General features: G+C 67.6%; 15 protein-coding genes. 7 read left to right on the top strand and 8 right to left on the bottom strand.

Annotated features, from left to right (window positions below):
• Positions 1-16: 16 nt before the first annotated feature.
• Both BST13_RS07805 and BST13_RS07800 read right to left on the bottom strand, forming a co-directional pair.
• On the bottom strand, positions 17-451 hold the full coding sequence (locus tag BST13_RS07805) for a hypothetical protein (RefSeq protein ID WP_083162291.1): 435 nt from the start codon (positions 449-451) through the stop codon (positions 17-19).
• 106 nt (positions 452-557) lie between these two features.
• Positions 558-1,148: a TetR/AcrR family transcriptional regulator gene (locus tag BST13_RS07800; RefSeq protein ID WP_083162289.1), complete on the bottom strand. Its 591-nt coding sequence runs from the start codon at positions 1,146-1,148 to the stop codon at positions 558-560.
• A gap of 162 nt (positions 1,149-1,310) precedes the next feature.
• Here BST13_RS07800 and BST13_RS07795 point away from each other — a divergent pair, with 162 nt between their 5' ends.
• From BST13_RS07795 to BST13_RS07775, 5 genes are read left to right on the top strand one after another with little or no spacing between them, the layout of a single operon-like run.
• Positions 1,311-2,342, top strand: a complete 1,032-nt coding sequence (locus BST13_RS07795; protein ID WP_083162287.1) for an iron ABC transporter substrate-binding protein — start codon at positions 1,311-1,313, stop codon at positions 2,340-2,342.
• A gap of 10 nt (positions 2,343-2,352) precedes the next feature.
• Entirely contained in the window at positions 2,353-3,921 is a 1,569-nt protein-coding gene (locus tag BST13_RS07790) for an ABC transporter permease (RefSeq protein ID WP_083162285.1), read from the top strand.
• Positions 3,918-4,979 carry an ABC transporter ATP-binding protein gene (locus BST13_RS07785; RefSeq protein ID WP_083162283.1) on the top strand — a complete coding sequence of 354 codons (1,062 nt, stop codon included), beginning with the start codon at positions 3,918-3,920 and terminating at the stop codon, positions 4,977-4,979. The genes BST13_RS07790 and BST13_RS07785 overlap by 4 nt, the downstream gene beginning before the upstream one ends.
• Entirely contained in the window at positions 4,976-7,507 is a 2,532-nt protein-coding gene (locus tag BST13_RS07780) for an AMP-binding protein (protein WP_083162281.1), read from the top strand. Before BST13_RS07785 ends, BST13_RS07780 begins: the two co-directional genes overlap by 4 nt.
• Positions 7,504-7,857: an HAD family hydrolase gene (locus BST13_RS07775; protein ID WP_083162279.1), complete on the top strand. Its 354-nt coding sequence runs from the start codon at positions 7,504-7,506 to the stop codon at positions 7,855-7,857. The genes BST13_RS07780 and BST13_RS07775 overlap by 4 nt, the downstream gene beginning before the upstream one ends.
• Positions 7,858-7,869: 12 nt before the next feature.
• Here BST13_RS07775 and BST13_RS07770 read toward each other — a convergent pair whose 3' ends face one another.
• The 6 genes from BST13_RS07770 to BST13_RS07745 form a co-directional block, all read right to left on the bottom strand.
• Entirely contained in the window at positions 7,870-8,670 is an 801-nt protein-coding gene (locus tag BST13_RS07770; RefSeq protein WP_083162277.1) for an acyl-CoA thioesterase, read from the bottom strand.
• A complete protein-coding gene (locus BST13_RS07765) occupies positions 8,667-9,911 on the bottom strand; it encodes a CoA transferase (protein ID WP_083162275.1) in 1,245 nt (414 codons plus the stop codon). The genes BST13_RS07770 and BST13_RS07765 overlap by 4 nt, the downstream gene beginning before the upstream one ends.
• Positions 9,912-9,923: 12 nt before the next feature.
• Entirely contained in the window at positions 9,924-12,065 is a 2,142-nt protein-coding gene (locus BST13_RS07760) for a thiamine pyrophosphate-dependent enzyme (RefSeq protein ID WP_083162273.1), read from the bottom strand.
• Positions 12,066-12,080: 15 nt separating this feature from the next.
• Positions 12,081-12,854 (bottom strand): HAD-IIA family hydrolase, encoded by a 774-nt coding sequence (locus BST13_RS07755; RefSeq protein WP_064943719.1) that lies wholly within the window; start codon positions 12,852-12,854, stop codon positions 12,081-12,083.
• 89 nt (positions 12,855-12,943) lie between these two features.
• Entirely contained in the window at positions 12,944-14,329 is a 1,386-nt protein-coding gene (locus BST13_RS07750; protein WP_083162526.1) for an aspartate aminotransferase family protein, read from the bottom strand.
• Between the two features lie 112 nt (positions 14,330-14,441).
• Complete coding sequence (locus BST13_RS07745) at positions 14,442-15,935, bottom strand: CoA-acylating methylmalonate-semialdehyde dehydrogenase (protein ID WP_083162271.1); 1,494 nt, start codon at positions 15,933-15,935, stop codon at positions 14,442-14,444.
• Between the two features lie 112 nt (positions 15,936-16,047).
• Here BST13_RS07745 and BST13_RS07740 point away from each other — a divergent pair, with 112 nt between their 5' ends.
• Positions 16,048-17,643 (top strand): PucR family transcriptional regulator, encoded by a 1,596-nt coding sequence (locus BST13_RS07740; protein WP_083162269.1) that lies wholly within the window; start codon positions 16,048-16,050, stop codon positions 17,641-17,643.
• Between the two features lie 63 nt (positions 17,644-17,706).
• Positions 17,707-18,909 carry a serine hydrolase domain-containing protein gene (locus BST13_RS07735; protein WP_083162267.1) on the top strand — a complete coding sequence of 401 codons (1,203 nt, stop codon included), beginning with the start codon at positions 17,707-17,709 and terminating at the stop codon, positions 18,907-18,909.
• The last annotated feature ends 24 nt before the right edge of the window (positions 18,910-18,933 follow it).

The following is an 18,933-nucleotide window of genomic DNA, read 5'->3' as shown; positions in this document are numbered from 1 at the left end:
CGGGCGCCGCTGCGGATCACGCCTGGTCTATTGCGAGTATCAGTAGGCCGGTGATGCCGACGAGAAGTACCGCCGAGACCGCGAAGCCGCGCCACCACAGTCGTTTTGGCAACGCCAAGGGCAACAAGACCGCGCAGACCAGGCTCAGCGGCAGGTACGCGAGAAACCCGAAGATCATGCCGTAACCGTGTGGATCCTGCGCCGGGTTCGTGGAGAATGCGGACGAGAGCACCATCCACACCACCAGTAGCCATGGCACGGCGGCGCACCCTCCGAGCACGGCCGCGACGATCCGCACTGCGAGCACCCCCTGGCCCTGACCCGGCGCGGGCGTCGGTGGGTGCTGCCGCCAGTCGTACGGGTACTGGGGCGGCCATTCGTCTGGATACGGGACAGCGACCGGTTCGGTGGGCCCGGCCGGGCCGCCCGCACGGTCATCGGCGCCGTTCACAGCACTCGCCCGGCACAGTCCATAGATCAAGGATCGCACCGATCCTGCCGTGTTTGGCGCGGCAATCTGCCGCGTCGAACTCCGCCGACCCGGGCACGCCGCGGTCCTAGTCGCCAGAGGCAAAGGGCGCCAAGAGGAACTCGTCGACGAAGCGCACAAATGTGTCGTCCACGTGTGCGGTGTCCTCAGCGGTGAAGTACTCGATGATCAACCCCTGAAAGGCGGCCAACGCGATCCGTGACCGGGTTTCGGCAACGCGGGTGGACATGCCGAGCGCTTCCAACCGGGCCTGAGAGTTCCTGGTGAGCAGTGACAGTGTCTGCCAGGTGTACTCACGGTAGGGACTGTCGCGCCCGCACGCGGCTCCGAACACCTGGAGGACGACCCTCAGGGTGTCGGTGCGGTCACCACGGGTGCAGGCATGCCAATCCTGCATGCACCATTCGCGGTGAGCTTCCACCGATACGGGCAGATCGAGTTCGTCGGTTTCAGGTATCGCGGCCCGCTGCTGACGGTTGAGGACTTCGAGGGTCAGTTGTTCTTTGCTGCCGAAGTAGTACACGAGCATGCGGGCACTGGTGCCCATCTCGGCGGCCAGCGCCCGCAGCGATGTCTCGGTCAGCCCGGTGCGAGCGAGCACGGCGCCGGCGGCGGCGAGCAGTTCCTCCCGCTTCGCATGGTCGATCGATCGAGCCATGCCTCACTGTAATAGTTGCTTCAGGTATTGATATCGGGCCGAGGTCGTCGGACACCGGAGGCGACGACCGCCCGCGACGCGGACCCGGCTAGAGTTATTAGGCAATGCTCAGCTAACCCAACCCGGCAATCGGCGCCGCACGTGGCGCGGAAGGATTTATCAATGCGAAGCACGTGGCGCCGGATCGCCGATCCCGTCCTTTCCGTCGCCTCGATCCTCGCACTCACACTGGGTGCGACGGCCTGCTCGACGAGCTCGGAGAAGAGCGACGAACTGCTCATCTACAACGCCCAGCACGAGTCGCTGACCAAGGAGTGGATCGACGCCTTCACCAAGCAGACCGGGATCAAGGTGACCTACCGCCAAGGTGGGGATACCGAGCTGGGTAATCAGCTGGTCGCCGAGGGCACCGCCTCCCCCGCCGATGTCTTCCTCACCGAGAACTCGCCCGCGATGGCCGCGGTGGAACGCGCCGACCTGTTCGCCGACGTGTCCGCGGACACCAGCAAGCAGGTTCCCGAGCAGTACCGCCCGGCGAGCGGCAAATGGACCGGTGTCGCCGCGAGAACCACCGTCTTCGCCTACAACACCACAAAGCTGCGACCCGAGCAGCTGCCGACGTCGCTGCTCGACCTGCAGCAGCCGACGTGGAAGGGCCGCTGGGGCGCCCCGCCGGCCAAGGCCGACTTCCAGGCCATCGTCGCGGCCCTGCTGGCGCTCAAAGGTGAACCCGCGACCGCCCAGTGGCTGGCCGGAATGAAGACCAATGCCGTGCTGTACAAGGACAACATCGCGACCCTCAAAGCCGTCAACGACGGCGAGGTCGACGGCGGCGTGGTCTACCACTACTACTGGTTCCGCGACCAATCGAAAGCCAAGGAGATCAGCGGCAACACCGCGCTGCACTACTTCGGCAACGGCGACCCGGGTGCGTTCCTGTCGTTGTCCGGCGGCGGTGTGCTGAAGTCCAGCAAGAAGCAGCAGCAAGCTCAGCAATTCCTGCAGTTCATCACCAGCAAGGCCGGCCAAGAGGTCCTGCAGAACGGCACGTCGTACGAGTACCCGGTGGCCAGCGGGGTCCCGGCCAACTCCGCTCTGAAACCGCTCGACCAGTTGCATCCGCCCGTCGTCGATCCCTCCGATCTGGACGCCAAGAAGGTGTCTGATCTGATGACGGCCGCGGGTCTGCTCTAGGACTGACGACGTGGCAGCCCCAACGGTCGTCGGGACACCGCTCCCGTCACGGACCACGTCCACCCGGCCGGGTCCGGTGGTGACGGCTGTCGTGGCGCTGCTGGTTGCCGCCAGCTTCATCCCGATCGGCTATGTGGGCTGGGCGTTCGTCAGCACGGGCCCGAACCAGGCGGCCAACCTCCTGTTGCGCCCCCGGGTCGGCGAATTGCTGTTCAACACAGTCGCTTTGGTGCTCATCACGGTGCCGTTGTGCGTGCTGATCGGCGTCACGGTGGCCTGGCTCGTGGAACGTACCGACCTGCCCGGTCGGGCGCTCTGGCGGCCGTTGTTCGTTGCGCCCCTTGCTGTTCCGGCCTTCGTGAACAGCTACGCATGGGTTGGGGTGGTGCCGTCGCTGCACGGCTTGGCCGGTGGCGTGCTGGTGTCGACGCTGTCGTACTTCCCGTTCGTCTACCTGCCTGCTGCCGCGACGCTGCGTCGCCTGGACCCGGCGGTCGAGGAGTCGGCCCGCACGTTGGGCTCCGACACCGCGGGCGTGATGTTCCGGGTGGTGCTGCCGCAGTTGCGGCTCGCCGTCCTCGGCAGCGGACTGCTGATTGCCGTGCACCTGCTCGCCGAATACGGCGCATTCGCGATGGTGCGCTTCGACACCTTCACCACGGCCATCTTCGAACAGTTCCAGGCAACATTCGACGGCGCGGCGGGCAGCATGCTCGCCGGCGTGCTGGTGCTGTGCTGCCTGGTGCTGCTGGTCGCCGAGGCTGGTGCCCGCGGCCAGGCCCGCTTCGCCAGGATCGGAGCAGGAGCGCCCCGACGACCCGAACCGGTTCGCTTGGGCCGCTTCGGATTACCGGCGCAGGCCGGGCTGCTGGCGCTCACGCTGGCAGCACTCGGGGTCCCGGTGTGGACGATCCTGCGCTGGCTGTGGATCGGCGGTTCCGGGGTGTGGGAGATCGACGACCTGGGCTCGGCACTCGGCCAAACGATCGGGCTGGCGACTGCGGCCGCTGTGATCACCACGATGCTGGCGTTTCCGGTGGCATGGGTCGCCGTGCGCTGCAGCGGCGCACTGGCCAGGATGGTCGAAGGCGCCAACTTCGTCACCAGCTCGCTGCCCGGCATCGTCACCGCGCTGGCGCTGGTGACCGTCACGATCCGGGCGGTGCCCGCGCTGTACCAGACCGTCTTCCTGATCCTGGGCGCCTATGTGCTGTTGTTCACGCCCCGCGCACTGGTGAGCCTGCGGGCGGGGCTCGCCCAGGTACCGCTCAATCTGGAAGAGGCCTCCCGCTCGCTGGGCAGCGCGCCATGGGCCACCTTCACCCGGGTCACCCTGCGGCTCACCGCCCCAGCGGCCGCAGCGGGCGCATCGCTGGTCTTCGTGGCGGTGGCCACCGAATTGACCGCGACCCTGCTGCTGGCACCGACCGGCACGCGCACCCTGTCCATGCGGTTCTGGTCCTACGCAAGCGAACTCGACTACCCCGCAGCGGCACCGTATGCACTGGTGCTGGTGGTGCTGGCGATCCCCGTCACGCTCATCCTGTTCCGCCAGTCGACGAAGGTGGCCGCGCTGTGACCACACCGACCCTGAGCACGCGAGCCCTGGCCAAGTCCTTCCACGGCAACACCGTTCTGCACGGAATCGACCTGGACCTCGAGCCGGGCACCATCACCGCGGTCGTCGGCGCATCTGGGTGCGGAAAAACCACGCTGTTGCGGCTGATCGCCGGATTCGAGACCCCGGATGCGGGAACCGTCACCATCGACGGACGCGACGTGGCCGGAAACAGCTGGGTACCACCCCATCGACGCCCGGTCGGCTACGTGGCCCAGGACGGTGCGCTGTTCCCGCATCTGACCGTCGGACAGAACGTCGGCTACGGACTGCGCGGTGTGCTGCGCGGAGCCGCGGCACGTGACAGGATCACCGAACTGCTCGAAACCGTCTCGCTCGACAGCTCATTCGCCGACCGCCGACCGCATCAACTGTCCGGCGGTCAGCAGCAGCGCGTGGCGCTGGCGCGTGCCCTGGCCCGCAAACCCGCGTTGATGTTGCTCGACGAACCGTTCAGCGCACTCGACACGGGACTGCGGGCGTCGACCCGCAAAGTGGTGGCAGGCACTCTCTCCGACGCCGGGGTGACGACACTTCTGGTCACCCACGATCAGGAGGAAGCGCTGTCACTGGCGGATCAGGTCGCGGTGATGCGGGATGGGCTGTTCACCCAGGTCGGCGGGCCGATGCAGGTATACCGCCAACCCAACGACCGGTTCACCGCGGAATTCCTCGGCGACTGCATCGCGCTGCCGTGCACTGTGGCGGACGGGTTCGCCGAGTGCGTCTTCGGTCGGGTTCCGGTGCAGACGGAGACCGCGGACGGCCCCGCCACCGTCATCCTGCGGCCCGAACAGCTTGTCGCCACCGCGATTTCGGACTCCGAAGAGAGCAGCCGCACCTCGGGCGGGTTCGGCACCGTCATCGCGACCGAATTCCTGGGCCATGATGTGCTGTTGACCATCGACCCATCCGGCGATGCGGCACCCGTCACGGTGCGCCAGCACAGTCTCGATCCCCCCGCGATCGACACCAAGGTCCACATCGACGTGCTCGGAACCGGAACGGTTTTCCGGTGACTCCATCAGCCTCGCTGGTGGGTTGTCTACGGTCCCACGGTGATCGCGTAGCGCTGCACACCGAGACAACCCAGCTGACGTACCGCGACCTGGCCGGCGCGGTCACGGCGACCGGGCCGTCGCTGGGCAGCGGCCGCCGACTGATACTTCTGGAAACCCGCAACGACACCGAAACCCTGACCCGCTATCTGGCCGCACTGGCGGCCGGCCATGTGGTGATCCCGGTACCTGCCGAGCGCGATCACCACGCGATCATCGACACCTACGACCCCGACACCGTGATCGACGCGTCGGGAATTCACCATCGCCACCGCCGTGCGGTCCACCGCCTCCACGATGACCTGGCACTGCTGATGTCCACGTCGGGCAGTACCGGATCCCCGAAACTTGTGCGGCTGTCCCGCATCAACCTGATCAGCAATGCCGCCGCCATCTCCGAGTACCTCGACATACGCGAAACCGACCGGGCAGCAACCACATTGCCGCTCTCGTACTGCTATGGCCTTTCGGTGGTACACAGTCATCTGCTGCGCGGCGCCGGCCTGATCCTCACCGGCCACTCCGTTGTGGACGACCGGTTCTGGGAGTTGTTCCGTCGCCATCGCGGCACCAGCCTCGCCGGGGTGCCGCACACCTTCGATCTGCTCGACCGGATCGGTTTCGACGCAATGGAACTGCCGCACCTGCGGTACCTCACCCAGGCCGGCGGGCGAATGCCACCCGAGCAGGTCAGCCGGTGGGCGGCACACGCCCGCGAACGAGGCCGCAAGTTCTTCGTGATGTACGGCGCGACCGAGGCCACCGCCCGCATGGCCTACCTACCACCGGAAGCGGCGCTGTCACACCCGGGCTGCATCGGGCGGCCCATCCCCGGCGGAGCGCTGTCGATCGATTCGAGCGACGACTGGCCGGACGGCACCGGTGAACTCGTCTACACCGGCCCCAACGTCATGATGGGATACGCGCAGCAACCCGCCGATCTGGCGCTGGGCGCCACCGTCGATGAGCTGCGAACCGGCGACATCGCTCGCCGCGGACCCGACGGTCTCTACGAGATCGTCGGCCGCAGTAGCCGTTTCGTGAAGCTCTATGGACTGCGGATCGACCTGCAGCGGCTGGAAGCGGCACTGCGCAGCCACGACACCGCCGCCCTGTGCGCCGAGCATGACGGCCGTATCGTGGTGGCCGCCACCACGCGACGCAGTGCCCACGAGCTGCGACAGCTCACCGCTGCCGCCGCAGGTGTTCCGGCTACGGCGGTGCGCGCGGTCGTGGTGCCTGAGCTGCCGAGGCTGGCCTCCGGGAAACCGGACTATCCCGCAGTGCGTCGGCTGGCCGCCATGCCGGATCCCGATGCGGCAACCGACGCAGTGGATCTGCGGCGACTGTTCGCCGATGTCCTGCACCTCGACCCCACCACCATCGACACCCGGGCCAGTTTCGTCGATCTCGGCGGGAACTCGCTGACCTACGTGGCCATGTCGGTCCGGCTGGAACAGGCCATCGGCCACCTGCCCGCGCGGTGGCATCTGATGCCGTTGGACCGGCTGCAGCCCACCACCGCACCCCGGCGTCGCTGGGGGTCGACGGTGGAGACGAGTGTGGCGCTGCGCGCTGCCGCCATCGTGCTCATCGTCGGGTCCCACGCGGATCTGTTCAAACTGTGGGGCGGTGCCCATGTGCTGCTCGGCGTGGCGGGATACAACTTCGGCCGCTTCTGCCTCACCCCGGTACCACGACGGCAACGGGTTCTCCACCTGCGCAATACGATCGCCTGGATCGCCGTGCCATCGATCGTGTGGGTGGCCATCGCTCTGGCCGTGACCGATGACTACCACATCTCGAACCTGTTGCTGGCCAACAAGTTCCTGGGGCCGCCGGACAGCATGACGGCGGGCCGACTGTGGTTCGTCGAAGTCTTGGTGTGGATTCTGGTGGCATTGACGGTGGTGGTGTGGCTACCCCGAGCCGATAGATGGGAACGCCGACGACCGTTCGGGTTTGCCGCCGCGTTACTGGTCGTGGGACTGGCTCTGCGCTACGACCTGCCGGGATTCGATCTCGGTCGCGAGGCCTGGTTCACCGTGCTCGCGTTCTGGTTCTTTGCCGCAGGCTGGGCCGCGGCCAAGGCGAGCACGCTGTGGCAGCGGACGATCGTCACGGCCGTGGTCGCCATGGGCCTGCACGGCTACTTCGGCAATCCAGACCGGGAAATGTTGGTACTGGCCGGATTTGTGTTGCTGATCTGGCTGCCCGCACTGCGCTGTCCCGCGGCGGTGGCCGGGGTCTGCGGACTGCTCGCCGAGGCGTCGCTGTACATCTACCTCACGCACTACCAGGTGTACCCGCTGGCCGGCGATCATCCGTTGATCGGGGTGGTGTTGTCGCTGGCGACGGGTGTGGTGCTGACCCGGCTCGTCACGGCCGTCCGCGGGCGTGTCGCCGGCCGGTCCGCGGGACTGTCGGTGCGCGAGCTTGCGCCCCGGGCAGAGCTCGCCGAGTCGAAGGGCGGCATGATCGCACCGTGAAAGAAATCGTCATCGCCTTCGATTGCGATGGAACGCTTCTCAAGAGCACCGACCAGCGAACCATCGCGCCTGCTGACCACATCAGGACGCTGTTGATCACGCTGTCGCAGTTCAAGAACACCAAGATCGTCGTGTGGAGCGGCGGTGGTCCCGCCTATGCCCGGCGGGTGGCCGAGGCGCTCGGTGTCGCCGATTACGTCGACGACTACGCCGGCAAGAACCCTCAGCGGCCGGTCGGTATCACCGAGACGGCCAGGAGAGGCGTCTTCCTGCCAGACATCGAGCCCGACATCGCCATCGACGACATCGAGGATTGTGACCTGGGCACGCTGAACCTGATCGTCGGCTGATCCGCGATCCGGTCACGGCGCGGGACGCTCGGCTACCAGCCCCTCCTGCACGAGCGTCGCGGCGACCGAACCGTCGGACCCGATGAGGCTTGCAGTGGCGACACCGCGTCCGCGCGCGGCAGCCGGTGAGCGTGCCTCGAGCAGATTCCACCGATCGGCGCGCACCGGCCGATGAAACCAGATAGCGGAATCGGTGGTGCCACTGCGGAACGCGCGCGACCGCATGCTGTGTCCGTGGACTGCCAACACGGGGTCGATGCCGTACAGATCGGTGATGTACACCGCGACGAGCGCGTGTAACCGCGGGTCGGCGGGTAGGTCTGTGACGACGCGCCACCAGAACCGGCGCACGAACGCGTCGGCCGCGCCGGTGTCGTCGACGCGGATATCGAACTCCCCCAACGGCAGTGACGGAGCCGGCCCTGGCGGTCCGGTGTGACACAGCGCCTCTGGGTCACCCGGCAACGGCACGTGACCGTGTTCGGGCCCCGGTAGTTCCGTTGCGAAGGACACCGTGGCCGCGGTCAGGAGCCGGTCGCCCTGATAGGACTCGACCCGACGGGCAGCCGCCGTCCGGCCGTCGTAAAGCCGCTGTACTCGGTACCGCACCGGTGCTCCCGCGTCGCCTCCGCGCAGGAACTGCACGTGCACGTTGGTCGGTGACCGCTCGGCCTCGACGGTACGACAGGCCGCGGCCAGGCTCTGGGCGGCCAGCTGCCCGCCGTAAGCCCGTTTGCCGTCCGGCCCGACGCTCTCGCCGAGGTACCCGTCGCCGTCGGCTGGTACGTCGAGCAATTTCAGCAGTGTGCTCACCGGACCGAACCCGTTGCGACAGTTCCTGATTCGGTCAAAGCGGCGATCTCGTCGGCGCCGAGGCCGAGGTGCTCGGCCAGCACCGCGGCGGTGTCGTCGCCGATGGCAGGCGCGGGCACCGCGGGCGGATATACCCCGTCGATCGCCATCGGCAGGCCCGGCGCCAGGTACTGCCCGACACGCGGTTGGTCCAGCGGCGTGAACAGCGGATTGCCCGTCACGCGCGGACCGGTGGCGACCTCGGCGAAGCTGCGGTACCGCTCCCACAGCACCGAGGTGCCCGACAGTGCCGCGGCGATCTCCTCGGCGGTGTGCTGGCTGAACCACAGCGTGAACAGGCCCGTGAGCGCGTCGCGGTGAATGTAGCGTTGGCCCTCGTCTGAGAAGTCGGCGCCCAGCGCTGCGGCCAGTGCGGCAACGGCTTTCGTGGTGCCGGTGACCTCACTGAGGTCGCGGAAGTGCCGACCGGTGAGTGCGACGAGCATGAATGCCACGCCGTCGCTGCTGGTGAAGTTCTGCCCGTAGGTGCCGAAAAGGGTGTTGCCGAGCCGTTCGCGTTCGGTCCCGTTGATCATCACTTCGGTGAGGAATCCCAGGTTGCCCGCCGTTGCCAGCGCCACATTCTCCAGCGGGATACTGATGCGGGCACCCTCACCTGTGGCGTCGCGATGACGCAGCGCAGCACTGACCGCCAACGCGACGTAGAGCCCGCAGCTGATGTCCCAGGCGGGCAGGACGTGATTGACCGGGGTGGCGAGTTGCGCAGGCCCGGTCACCAGCGGGAACCCGAGCCCGGCGTTGACGGTGTAATCCACCCCGGTGCCGCCGTCGGCGCGCCCTGACACTTCGACGTGGATCAGGTCGGGCCGTGCCGTCACCAGTTCGTCGTACGAATGCCATTGCCGGCCGGTCACATTGGTGATCAACACGCCCGCCTCGGCGATCAGCCGCTGCACCAGCCGTTGACCTTCGACTGAGCGCATGTCGGCGGCGACCGAACGCTTGCCCTTGTTGAGCCCGGCCCAGTAGATGCTCTCGCCGCCGTCGGTGACCGGCCAGCGGTGATAGTCGGCGGCTCCGCTGATCGGATCGACCCGGACCACCTCCGCACCGAGCTGGCCCAGGGTCATCCCGGCCAGCGGCACCGCGACGAAGCTGGAGATCTCGATGATCCGGACCCCCGCCAGGGGTGCCGGCGCACGCGAGGAGCCGGTCAGATCCGGCGTTGCAGGTTCGACCATTCGGCCAAGCTATCAAGCGCGGTTGCTCACGAGCTTCAGCGCCGCGGCCTCGATGGTGTCCTCGGACAGCAGTACCTGCAACGCCGCGTCACCCAGCGGGATGAAGCTGTCACTGCTGGCCACTCGCGCAACTTCACCGGAGTAGCCGTGCGCGAGCAGTTCGGCCAGCACACCTTCGCCGACGCCGCCGGTCCGGCGGGTCTCGTCGACGATGAGCACATGGCCCGTCGCCTCGGCCTCGGCCAGCATGTCCTCGACCGGCAACGGCGCCAGCCAGCGCAGATCCACCACCCGCGCGTTGATGCCCAGTTCGGAGAGCCGGCGGGCCACGCGCAGGCTCATCCGCAGGCCGTTGCCGAAGGTGAGCATCGTCAGATCTGTGCCGTCGCCGTAGGTGCGGGCCCGCCCCAACGGGGCGGCCTGCGTCGGATAGTCCGCCAGCCATTCCCCGTCGCCGTCGGCGTACAGATCACGGGTGTGGTACAGCGCGATGGGTTCGAGATAAACACACACGGCCCCAGTGGTTTTCGCGATGCCGACGCACGTGTGCAGCATGGCTGCGGCGTCGTCGGGGCGGGCAGGCGACGCGATCACCACGCCGGGGATGTCGCGGATCGCGGCGATCGAGTTGTCGTTGTGGAAATGCCCGCCGAAACCCTTCTGGTAGCCGTAGCCGGCGATGCGCACCACCATGGGATTGCGGTACTGCCGGTTGGAGAAGAATTGCAGTGTGGCGCCCTCACCGCGGATCTGGTCGGAGGCGTTGTGCAGGTATGCCAGGTACTGGATCTCCGGGATCGGCAACAACCCGGAGACTCCCGCGCCCAGCGCCAGACCGAGAATGGTCTGTTCGTCCAGCAGGGTGTCGAACACTCGGGCCCGGCCTGCTGCCGCCTGTAGGCCACGCGTCACGCCGTACACCCCACCCTTGCGCGCCACGTCCTCCCCGAACACGATGGCCTCGGGTTGGGAGTTGAGCACATCCTGCAGAGCGCGGTTGATGGAAAGGGCCACAGTGAGATTCGGTTCGCCCGTCGGCGCCGTGACCGACACCGACCTGGCGTCGTCGAGAACCTCTGTCAGTGGCCGGGTCACGCTGTCCGCGCTGTCGAGCTGAGGCGATTCGGCGATCACCCGGGCCAGCTCGATCACCTCGGCGCGCTTGGCCTCGTAGCGTTGCAGCACCTGTTCGGGCGTCAGAACACCGTGCGCCACAAGGAGTTTGGCAGTGGCCAGCACCGGGTCTCGGTCGAAGTCGGCGCTGATCTCGGCGGGCCGACGATATCCCGGCTCGTAGTCGGAGCCGGCGTGCCCCATCAACCGGACGGTTGTGAGATGCAGGAACGCCGGCCGGCGTTGGCTGCGCACCCAGTCGGCGGCGGCGCTCGCGGTCCCGTACGCGTCGGCCAGATCGCAGCCGTCGGCCGCGAAGTACTGCAGTCCTTCGCGATGCCCGTAGGCGCGTTGCACCCAGCCCCGCGGCGTCGGAGTGCTGATCCCGATCCCGTTGTCCTCGCACACGAAAAGCAGCGGCATCGGCAGCCCCTGATAGGCGGCATGCAGCGCAGCGTTGACGGCGCCCACCGCGGTCGAGTGATTGGCCGAGGCGTCGCCGAAACTGCACACCGTCACGGCATCTTCGGGCCACGGGCACGCGACTCCGAGCTTGCGGGTACGGGCGATCGAGAACGCCACCCCGACCGCGCGCGGCAGGTGCGACGCGATGGTCGAGGTCTGCGGGATGATGTTCAGGTCGTGACGACCGAACACCTTGTGCCGTCCACCGGATATCGGTTCTTCGGTCGCCGCGACCAGGCCCAGCAGCACGTCGCGCACCGGATCCGATCCGTCCACCTGCGCGGCCCGGGCCAGGTAGAACCCGCCCGACCGGTAGTGCAGCAGGGCCGGATCCGTGGGCCGGAGCGCGGCAGCGACGGCGGCGTTACCCTCGTGCCCCGACGAGCCGATGGTGTAGAAGCCCTTGCCCTGCGACCGCAACCACCGGGCCGCCAGGTCGAGATGCCGACTGGCCAGCTGAGCATCGAAGAGCTCCAACGCATTCGGCACGCTCAGCGCGGAACCGGTTGCGGCAGGCCCGGTATCGGCCCACGCCGCGACGGTCGCAGTGAAATAGTCGTCGATGGACTCAGCCACCTGACCCCCTGACGTTCAGATCAGCTCGATCGCCTGGGCGATCGACGGCAGTACGCGGCTGGGACGGAACGGGTAGCGCTGGATGTCGTCGACCTGGGTGGAGCCGGTCAGCACGAGGATCGTGTCGAGTCCGGCCTCGATACCGGCGACCACGTCGGTGTCCATCCGGTCCCCCACCATCACGGTGTTCTCCGAATGGGCCTCGATCCGGTTGAGCGCGCTGCGGAACATCATCGGGTTCGGCTTGCCGACGAAGTAGGGTTCGCGGCCGGTGGCTTTGGTGATCATCGCCGCCACCGAGCCGGTCGCAGGCAGCGGGCCCTCCGCCGACGGCCCGGTGACATCGGGATTGGTGGCGATGAACCGGGCGCCGCCGATGATCAGCCGGATCGCCTTGGTGATCGCCTCGAATGAATAGGTGCGGGTTTCGCCCAGCACCACGAAGTCCGGGGCGGTGTCGGTGAGGGTGTAGCCGACCTCGTGCAGCGCGGTGGTGAGCCCGGCCTCACCGATGACATAGGCCGACCCGCCGGGCAACTGACCGTCGAGGAACGCCGCGGTCGCCAGCGCCGAGGTCCAGATGGCAGGCTCCGGCACCGACAGCCCCGAACGCAGCAACCGGGCCGCCAGATCCCGCGGCGTGAAGATCGAATTGTTGGTCAGGACCAGAAACGGCCGTTCCTTGTCCACCAACGTCTGCAGGAACTCCGCGGCTCCGGGAATCGCGGAGTCCTCGTGAACGAGGACTCCGTCCATATCTGTCAACCAGCACTGGGCATGTGAACGCACGGGTTCAGTCTGCCAAGTCGGCCACCGATTCACAGCATGACGATGCCCGGCCATGCGTCAGGCGCACGGCCGGGCATCGGTGGGGCATATCAGCGCGCGTGCTCGTCGGCGACGTCGAACGCCTTGTCCAGGATCGCCAGGCCTTCGCGCACTTCGTCGGCAGTGACGTTGCACGGCGGCACGACGTGGATGCGGTTGAAGTTGGCGAACGGCAGCAGGCCGCCCGCCTTGCACGCCGCGATCACGGCGTTCATCGCCGGGCTGGAACCGCCGTAGGCTGCCAGCGGTTCGCGGGTCTGCTGGTCCGCGACGAGTTCGACGGCCCAGAACACACCGGCACCGCGCACTTCGCCGATGCTGCGATGCTTGGCGGCCAGCTCGGCCAGGCCGGGTGCGATCACCTCGGCACCGATGCGGGCCGCGTTGTCGACCATGCCTTCGTCTTCCATCGCGTTGATGGTGGCGACGGCAGCCGCGGTGGCCAGCGGATGACCCGAGTACGTCAGGCCGCCCGGGTAGGCACGGTGAGCGAAGGTCTCGGCGATGGCCGGGCTGATCGCGACACCGCCGAGCGGGACGTAGCCGGAGTTGACGCCCTTGGCGAAGGTCAGCAGGTCCGGCACGACATCGAAGTGGTTGATGGAGAACCACTTTCCGCTGCGCCCGAAGCCCGCCATCACCTCGTCGGCGATGTACATGATGCCGTAGCGGTCGCAGATCTCGCGCACACCTGCGATGTAGCCCGGCGGCGGGACCATGATGCCCGCGGTACCCGGGATGGACTCCAGCACGATCGCGGCAATGGTCGACGGACCCTCCATGCGGACGGTCTCCTCGAGGTGCTCGAGAGCGCGCGCGGACTCCTCGGCCTCGGTGGTGGCGTGGAAGCGCGAGCGGTACAGGAACGGCCCGAAGAAGTGCACGATGCCGGCGTTGCCGTGGTCGTTGGGCCACCGGCGCGGGTCACCGGTCATGTTGATCGCGGTTTCGGTGCCACCGTGGTAGGAGCGGTACCGGGTGAGCACCTTGTAGCGGCCGGTGTGCAGCCGGGCCATGCGCACCGCGTGCTCGATGGCGTCGGCGCCGCCGTTGGTGAAGAAGATCTTGTCCAGGTCGCCCGGGGTGCGCTCGGCGATCAGCCGCGCTGCCTCCGAACGCGCGTCATTGGCGTACTGCGGAGCCACGGTGCACAGCTTGGCCGCCTGATCAGCAATGGCCGCAACCACTTTCGGGTGCTGATGACCGATGTTGGTGTTGACCAGCTGACAGGAGAAATCCAGCAGCCGATTACCGTCGCCGTCCCAGACGTACGATCCCTGCGATGCGGTGATCGTCATCGGGGAGATCTCGGCCTGCGCGGACCAGGAATGGAACACGTGCGCACGGTCGAGCTCGTAGGTACGCGCCGCCTCGGCGCGGGCCGCCTCCACGGTCAATCCGTTGGGCAGCAGGGTGGACTCGTCGGTCAAAGTCATGGTCAAGTCTCTCATTCGTGCTCGCAGCAGCGGGGGTCGATTGCCGTTCTCCGGAGTTGTGTGGCCCATCCGGCGAGGGGTTTGTCCGGATGGGCCACACAACAGTCCAGGTTTACCCGTTCTGCGGGAAGCCCAGGTTGATGCCACCGTGGCTGGGGTCGAGCCAGCGGGTGGTGATGGCCTTGGTGCGGGTGAAGAAGTGCACACCCTCGGTGCCGTGAGCATGGCTGTCACCGAACAGCGAGGCCTTCCAGCCACCGAAGCTGAAGTACGCCATGGGAACCGGGATCGGCACGTTGATGCCGACCATGCCGACCTCGACCTCGTTCTGGAAGCGCCGCGCCGCGCCGCCGTCGTTGGTGAAGATCGCGGTGCCGTTGCCGTAGGGGTTGCTGTTGATGAGTTCGAGTGCCTCGTCGTAGGTTTCGACCCGCACGACCGACAACACGGGTCCGAAGATCTCGTCGGTGTAGACGGTCATGTCGGGGGTGACGTTGTCCAGCAGCGTCGGACCCAGCCAGAACCCATCGGCGCCACCGTTGGCGATCACGGTGCGGCCGTCGACCACGACCTTGGCACCCGCGGCCTCGCCGGCGTCGATGTAGGAGGCCACCTTGTCGCGGTGGGCCTTGGTGACCAGCGGGCCCATGTCCGAATCCTTGGTGCCGTCACCGGTCTTGATGGTGGCGGTGCGCTCGGCGATCTTGGCGACCAGGTCGTCGGCGATCGGGCCGACCGCGACAGCCGCGGAGATGGCCATGCAGCGCTCGCCTGCCGAACCGAAACCGGCGTTGACCATGGCGTCGGCGGCCAGGTCCAGATCGGCGTCGGGCAGGATGACGGCGTGGTTCTTGGCGCCGCCGAGGGCCTGCACGCGCTTGCCCGCGGCGGTGGCGGTGGCGTAGACGTACTGCGCGATCGGGGTCGAGCCCACGAACGAGACGGCCTTGATCTTGGGGTTGGTCAGCAGCTCGTCGACCGCGGTCTTGTCACCTTGCAGGACGTTGAACACGCCCGCGGGCAGACCGGCTTCCTTCCACAGCTCGGCCATCCAGATCACGGCCGAGGGATCCTTCTCGGAGGGCTTGACGACCACGGTGTTGCCCGCGGCGATCGCGATGGGGAAGAACCACATCGGCACCATGGCGGGGAAGTTGAACGGCGAGATGATGCCGACCGGGCCCAGCGGCTGCAGAACCGAATGCACGTCGACCTTGGTCGAGGCGTTCTCGGTGTACCCGCCCTTGAGCAGATGCGGGATGCCGCAAGCGAATTCGACGACCTCGATACCGCGGGAAACCTCACCGAGGGCATCGGAGAGCACCTTGCCGTGCTCGGAGGTGATGATGGCCGCCAGCTCTTCCTTGCGGGCGTTGATCAGCTCGCGGAAGGTGAACAGCACCTGGGTGCGCCGGGCCAGGGAGGTGTCCCGCCATGCCGGGAACGCCGCGGCAGCAGCGTCGATCACCGTCTGCGCGTCCTCCACGCTGGCCAGCCGCAACTCACCGGTCACCTCGCCGGTGGCGGGGTTGGTCACCGGCGACGTGGCCGTCGACGAACCGGCGAACGTCTCGTTGTTGCGCCAGTGCTGGATGACGTTGCTCATATGCGGGGACCTCCTCGGGGTGGATGACTGTGACTATTACTTTGCGGCATGGGTCACCTCCCAGGGCTCGTCATTATGTATCCGGACCGAGCCTTCTTATTACAATCTGTAAATGATCCCGACCGTCCGCGACGTCGTCGACCTGCCCGTCGTGCGCGCCGGCCTCCCCGAGGTGGTCAGCGCCGAGAACCTCGACCGCCCGGTGCGCTGGGTGCACGTCAGCGACATGCCCGATCTGTCCGGCCTGCTGCAGGGCGGCGAGCTGGTCCTCACCACGGGCTCCGCACTGCGCGACGCGCCGCACGACTACCTCGACAGGATGGGGCGCGCCGGGGCGGTCGGCGTGGTGGTCGAACTGGGCACCCGGATCGACTCGCTGCCCGAGGGCACCGGCGCCATCGCGGCATCACTGGGGATGCCGCTGGTGGTGCTGCACCGCGAGACGAAATTCGTCGAGGTCACCGAGGCGGTGCATCGGCTCATCGTGGCCGACCAGTACGAGGAGCTGGCGTTCGCCCACCGCACCCATCAGACGTTCACCGACCTCAGCATGAAGCGCGCCTCACTGGCCGACATCGTCCGCGCGGCCGCGGACATGGTCGACGAATCGGTGGTACTGGAGGACCTGTCGCACCAGGTGCTGGCGGTATCCCCGCGCCACGAAGCGGCCACCGTGGTGCTCGACAATTGGCAACGGCGGTCGCGCGCGATGACCGAAACCTGGGCTACGACCACGGTCGGACCTCGCGCCGAGGAGTGGGGACGGCTGATCATCCCGCACCCACCCGCGGCACCGGCCCAGGCCAAGATGGTGCTCGAGCGCGCCGCCCAGGCGCTGGCCCTGCACCGGATGGCCGAGCGCGGCCGCTCCGGGCTCGAACACCAGGCCCAGAGCGGTTTGATCGACGACGTCCTGGGCGGTCGCATCGCCGACGACCGTGACGCCGACGCCCGGGCCGTCGCACTGGGACTGCGCGCGGGCGGGCCGTATCTGCCGGTCACCGTGCGGGTGGCCGCACCGGCCGACCGCCTCGACCCGGTGGCCGTGCAGCGCCGCAACCTCCGCATCCTCGACGCCGTCGCCCACAGCGTGAAGTCCCAGGGCCACACCGCGATCTGTTCGGTCCGCCGCGACGGTGAGATCGGCCTGGTGCTGGCCGTGGCGACCCGACGCGGCAGCACGCCCGATGCCGGCCTCACCCGGCTGGCAGAAGGCCTGCGCGAAACCATCGGCCGCGGCGGGGACACCGACAAGGTCGTCGTCGCCGTGGGCGGCAGCGCCGGCGGGTTTGCCGACGCCGTGCACGGCCTACGGGAATCCGCGCACGTCGCCGAGGTGGCGCTGTCCATGTCGAGGATGCAGCGGCCCTTCGTCCGGGCCTCGGATGTTCGACTGCGCGGACTGCTCGCCTTGCTGCAGGACGATCCGCGGGTGCAGACCTTCGCCGAGACGGAACTCAAGAACCTGCTCATCCGTGACGCCGATCACGGCGAGAACGACCTTGCGGTGTTGCGGGGCTTCCTGGAACTGGCAGGCAACAAATCCGCGTTGGCCAAGCGGTTACACATGAGCCGACCGGCCTTGTACAGCCGCTTGGCCGCCATCCAAAGGCGGCTCGACGTGGACCTCGAGGACGGCGAATCGATGACGTCGCTGCACGTGGCACTGTTAATCCTGGATGCTCAACACAGCGCCGAAGCGCGCTGAGTTAGTGTCGTTCGAGGACATTGCTGGGCAACACCGGCACGGCATTGGGAGGCTGGAACACACATGCTGCTCGGCAACGAATCCGCTACTGAATCTGGCGACGTCCCGGCGGAGTTGACGCTGCAGAACTGGCAGTCCGCCGAGCAGCTGCACTGGACCTTCCAGCACGTCGCCGAGTTCCTCCCCACCGCGGTGATCGGACGCGGCACCGGGCCGGTGGCCGACCTGCCCGCCGCCCCCACCGACCTGTCGTCGATCCCGATGTACGACAGCACCAACGCCGTGCAGACGACCGTCGGTGAGGTGATGACCTCGACGGTGACCGACGGCTGGATCGTCACGCAGCGCGGAAAAGTGCTCGAGGAGCACTACTACAGCGGCATGACGCCCGAGTCGAGCCACCTGCTGATGTCGGTCAGCAAGTCGATGGTCGGCATCGTCGCGGGAGCGTTGACGGCCAGCGGTGCGCTCGACGTCGACGCGCCGCTGACCAAATACGTTCCGGCCCTGGAACAATCGGGCTACGCCGGCGCCACGGTGCGCAACCTGCTCGACATGCGTTCGGGCATAGCCTTCTCCGAGACCTACCTGGACCCGATGGCCGAGGTGCGGCTGCTCGAGCAGGCCATCGGCTGGGCGCCGCGCACCGTGCCGGAGCTGCCCTCGACCATGTACGACTTCCTGCTGACCCTGCGGCAGAAGTCGGCCCACGGCGGCCCGTTCGAATACCGGTCGTGCGAAACCGATGTGCTCGGCTGGATCTGCGAGGCCGCCAGCGGCGTCAGGATGCCCGATCTCATGTCACAGCTGCTGTGGAGCAAACTCGGCGCACAGCAGGACGCCACCATCGGCGTCGACTCCGTCGGAACCGGGATGTTCGACGGCGGCATCAACGCATGCCTGCGGGATCTGGTGCGGTTCGGGTCACTCTTCCTGGGCGGCGGCACGTCGCTGACCGGAGAACGGGTGGTACCGCTGTCCTGGATCGCCGACACCTTCGCCGGAGGCATCGACTCGCGGGCGGCGTTCGCCGCCAGCCCGGACGACAACCGCATGCCGGGCGGCATGTACCGCAACCAGTGCTGGTTCCCCGGGCCGGGCAACACCGTGCTGCTCTGCCTGGGCATCCACGGCCAGATGATCTACGTGAACCGTGCGGCGAACATCGTCGCGGCCAAGCTGTCGAGCTGGCCATACCCCCAGGACGCAGCCAAGCTGTTCCCCACCATCGCCGCATTCAACGAGATCGCGGCGCAGCTTTCCTGATCCCACCGCCGCCGGAGACCGCGC

The organism is Mycobacterium aquaticum, from assembly GCF_002086485.1.
Classification (GTDB): Bacteria; Actinomycetota; Actinomycetes; order Mycobacteriales; family Mycobacteriaceae; genus Mycobacterium; species Mycobacterium aquaticum.
The sequence above is the reverse complement of the archived record's forward strand: the minus strand, read 5'-3'. Positions and strand labels throughout refer to the sequence as shown.

Coding starts and splice junctions, on each gene's coding strand:
- BST13_RS07800 (WP_083162289.1), bottom strand. CDS start 1,148: ATGGCTCGATCGATCGACCATGCGAAGCGGGAGGAACTGCTCGCCGCC.
- BST13_RS07795 (WP_083162287.1), top strand. CDS start 1,311: ATGCGAAGCACGTGGCGCCGGATCGCCGATCCCGTCCTTTCCGTCGCC.
- BST13_RS07765 (WP_083162275.1), bottom strand. CDS start 9,911: ATGGTCGAACCTGCAACGCCGGATCTGACCGGCTCCTCGCGTGCGCCG.
- BST13_RS07750 (WP_083162526.1), bottom strand. CDS start 14,329: ATGACTTTGACCGACGAGTCCACCCTGCTGCCCAACGGATTGACCGTG.
- BST13_RS07745 (WP_083162271.1), bottom strand. CDS start 15,935: ATGAGCAACGTCATCCAGCACTGGCGCAACAACGAGACGTTCGCCGGT.
- BST13_RS07740 (WP_083162269.1), top strand. CDS start 16,048: ATGATCCCGACCGTCCGCGACGTCGTCGACCTGCCCGTCGTGCGCGCC.
- BST13_RS07735 (WP_083162267.1), top strand. CDS start 17,707: ATGCTGCTCGGCAACGAATCCGCTACTGAATCTGGCGACGTCCCGGCG.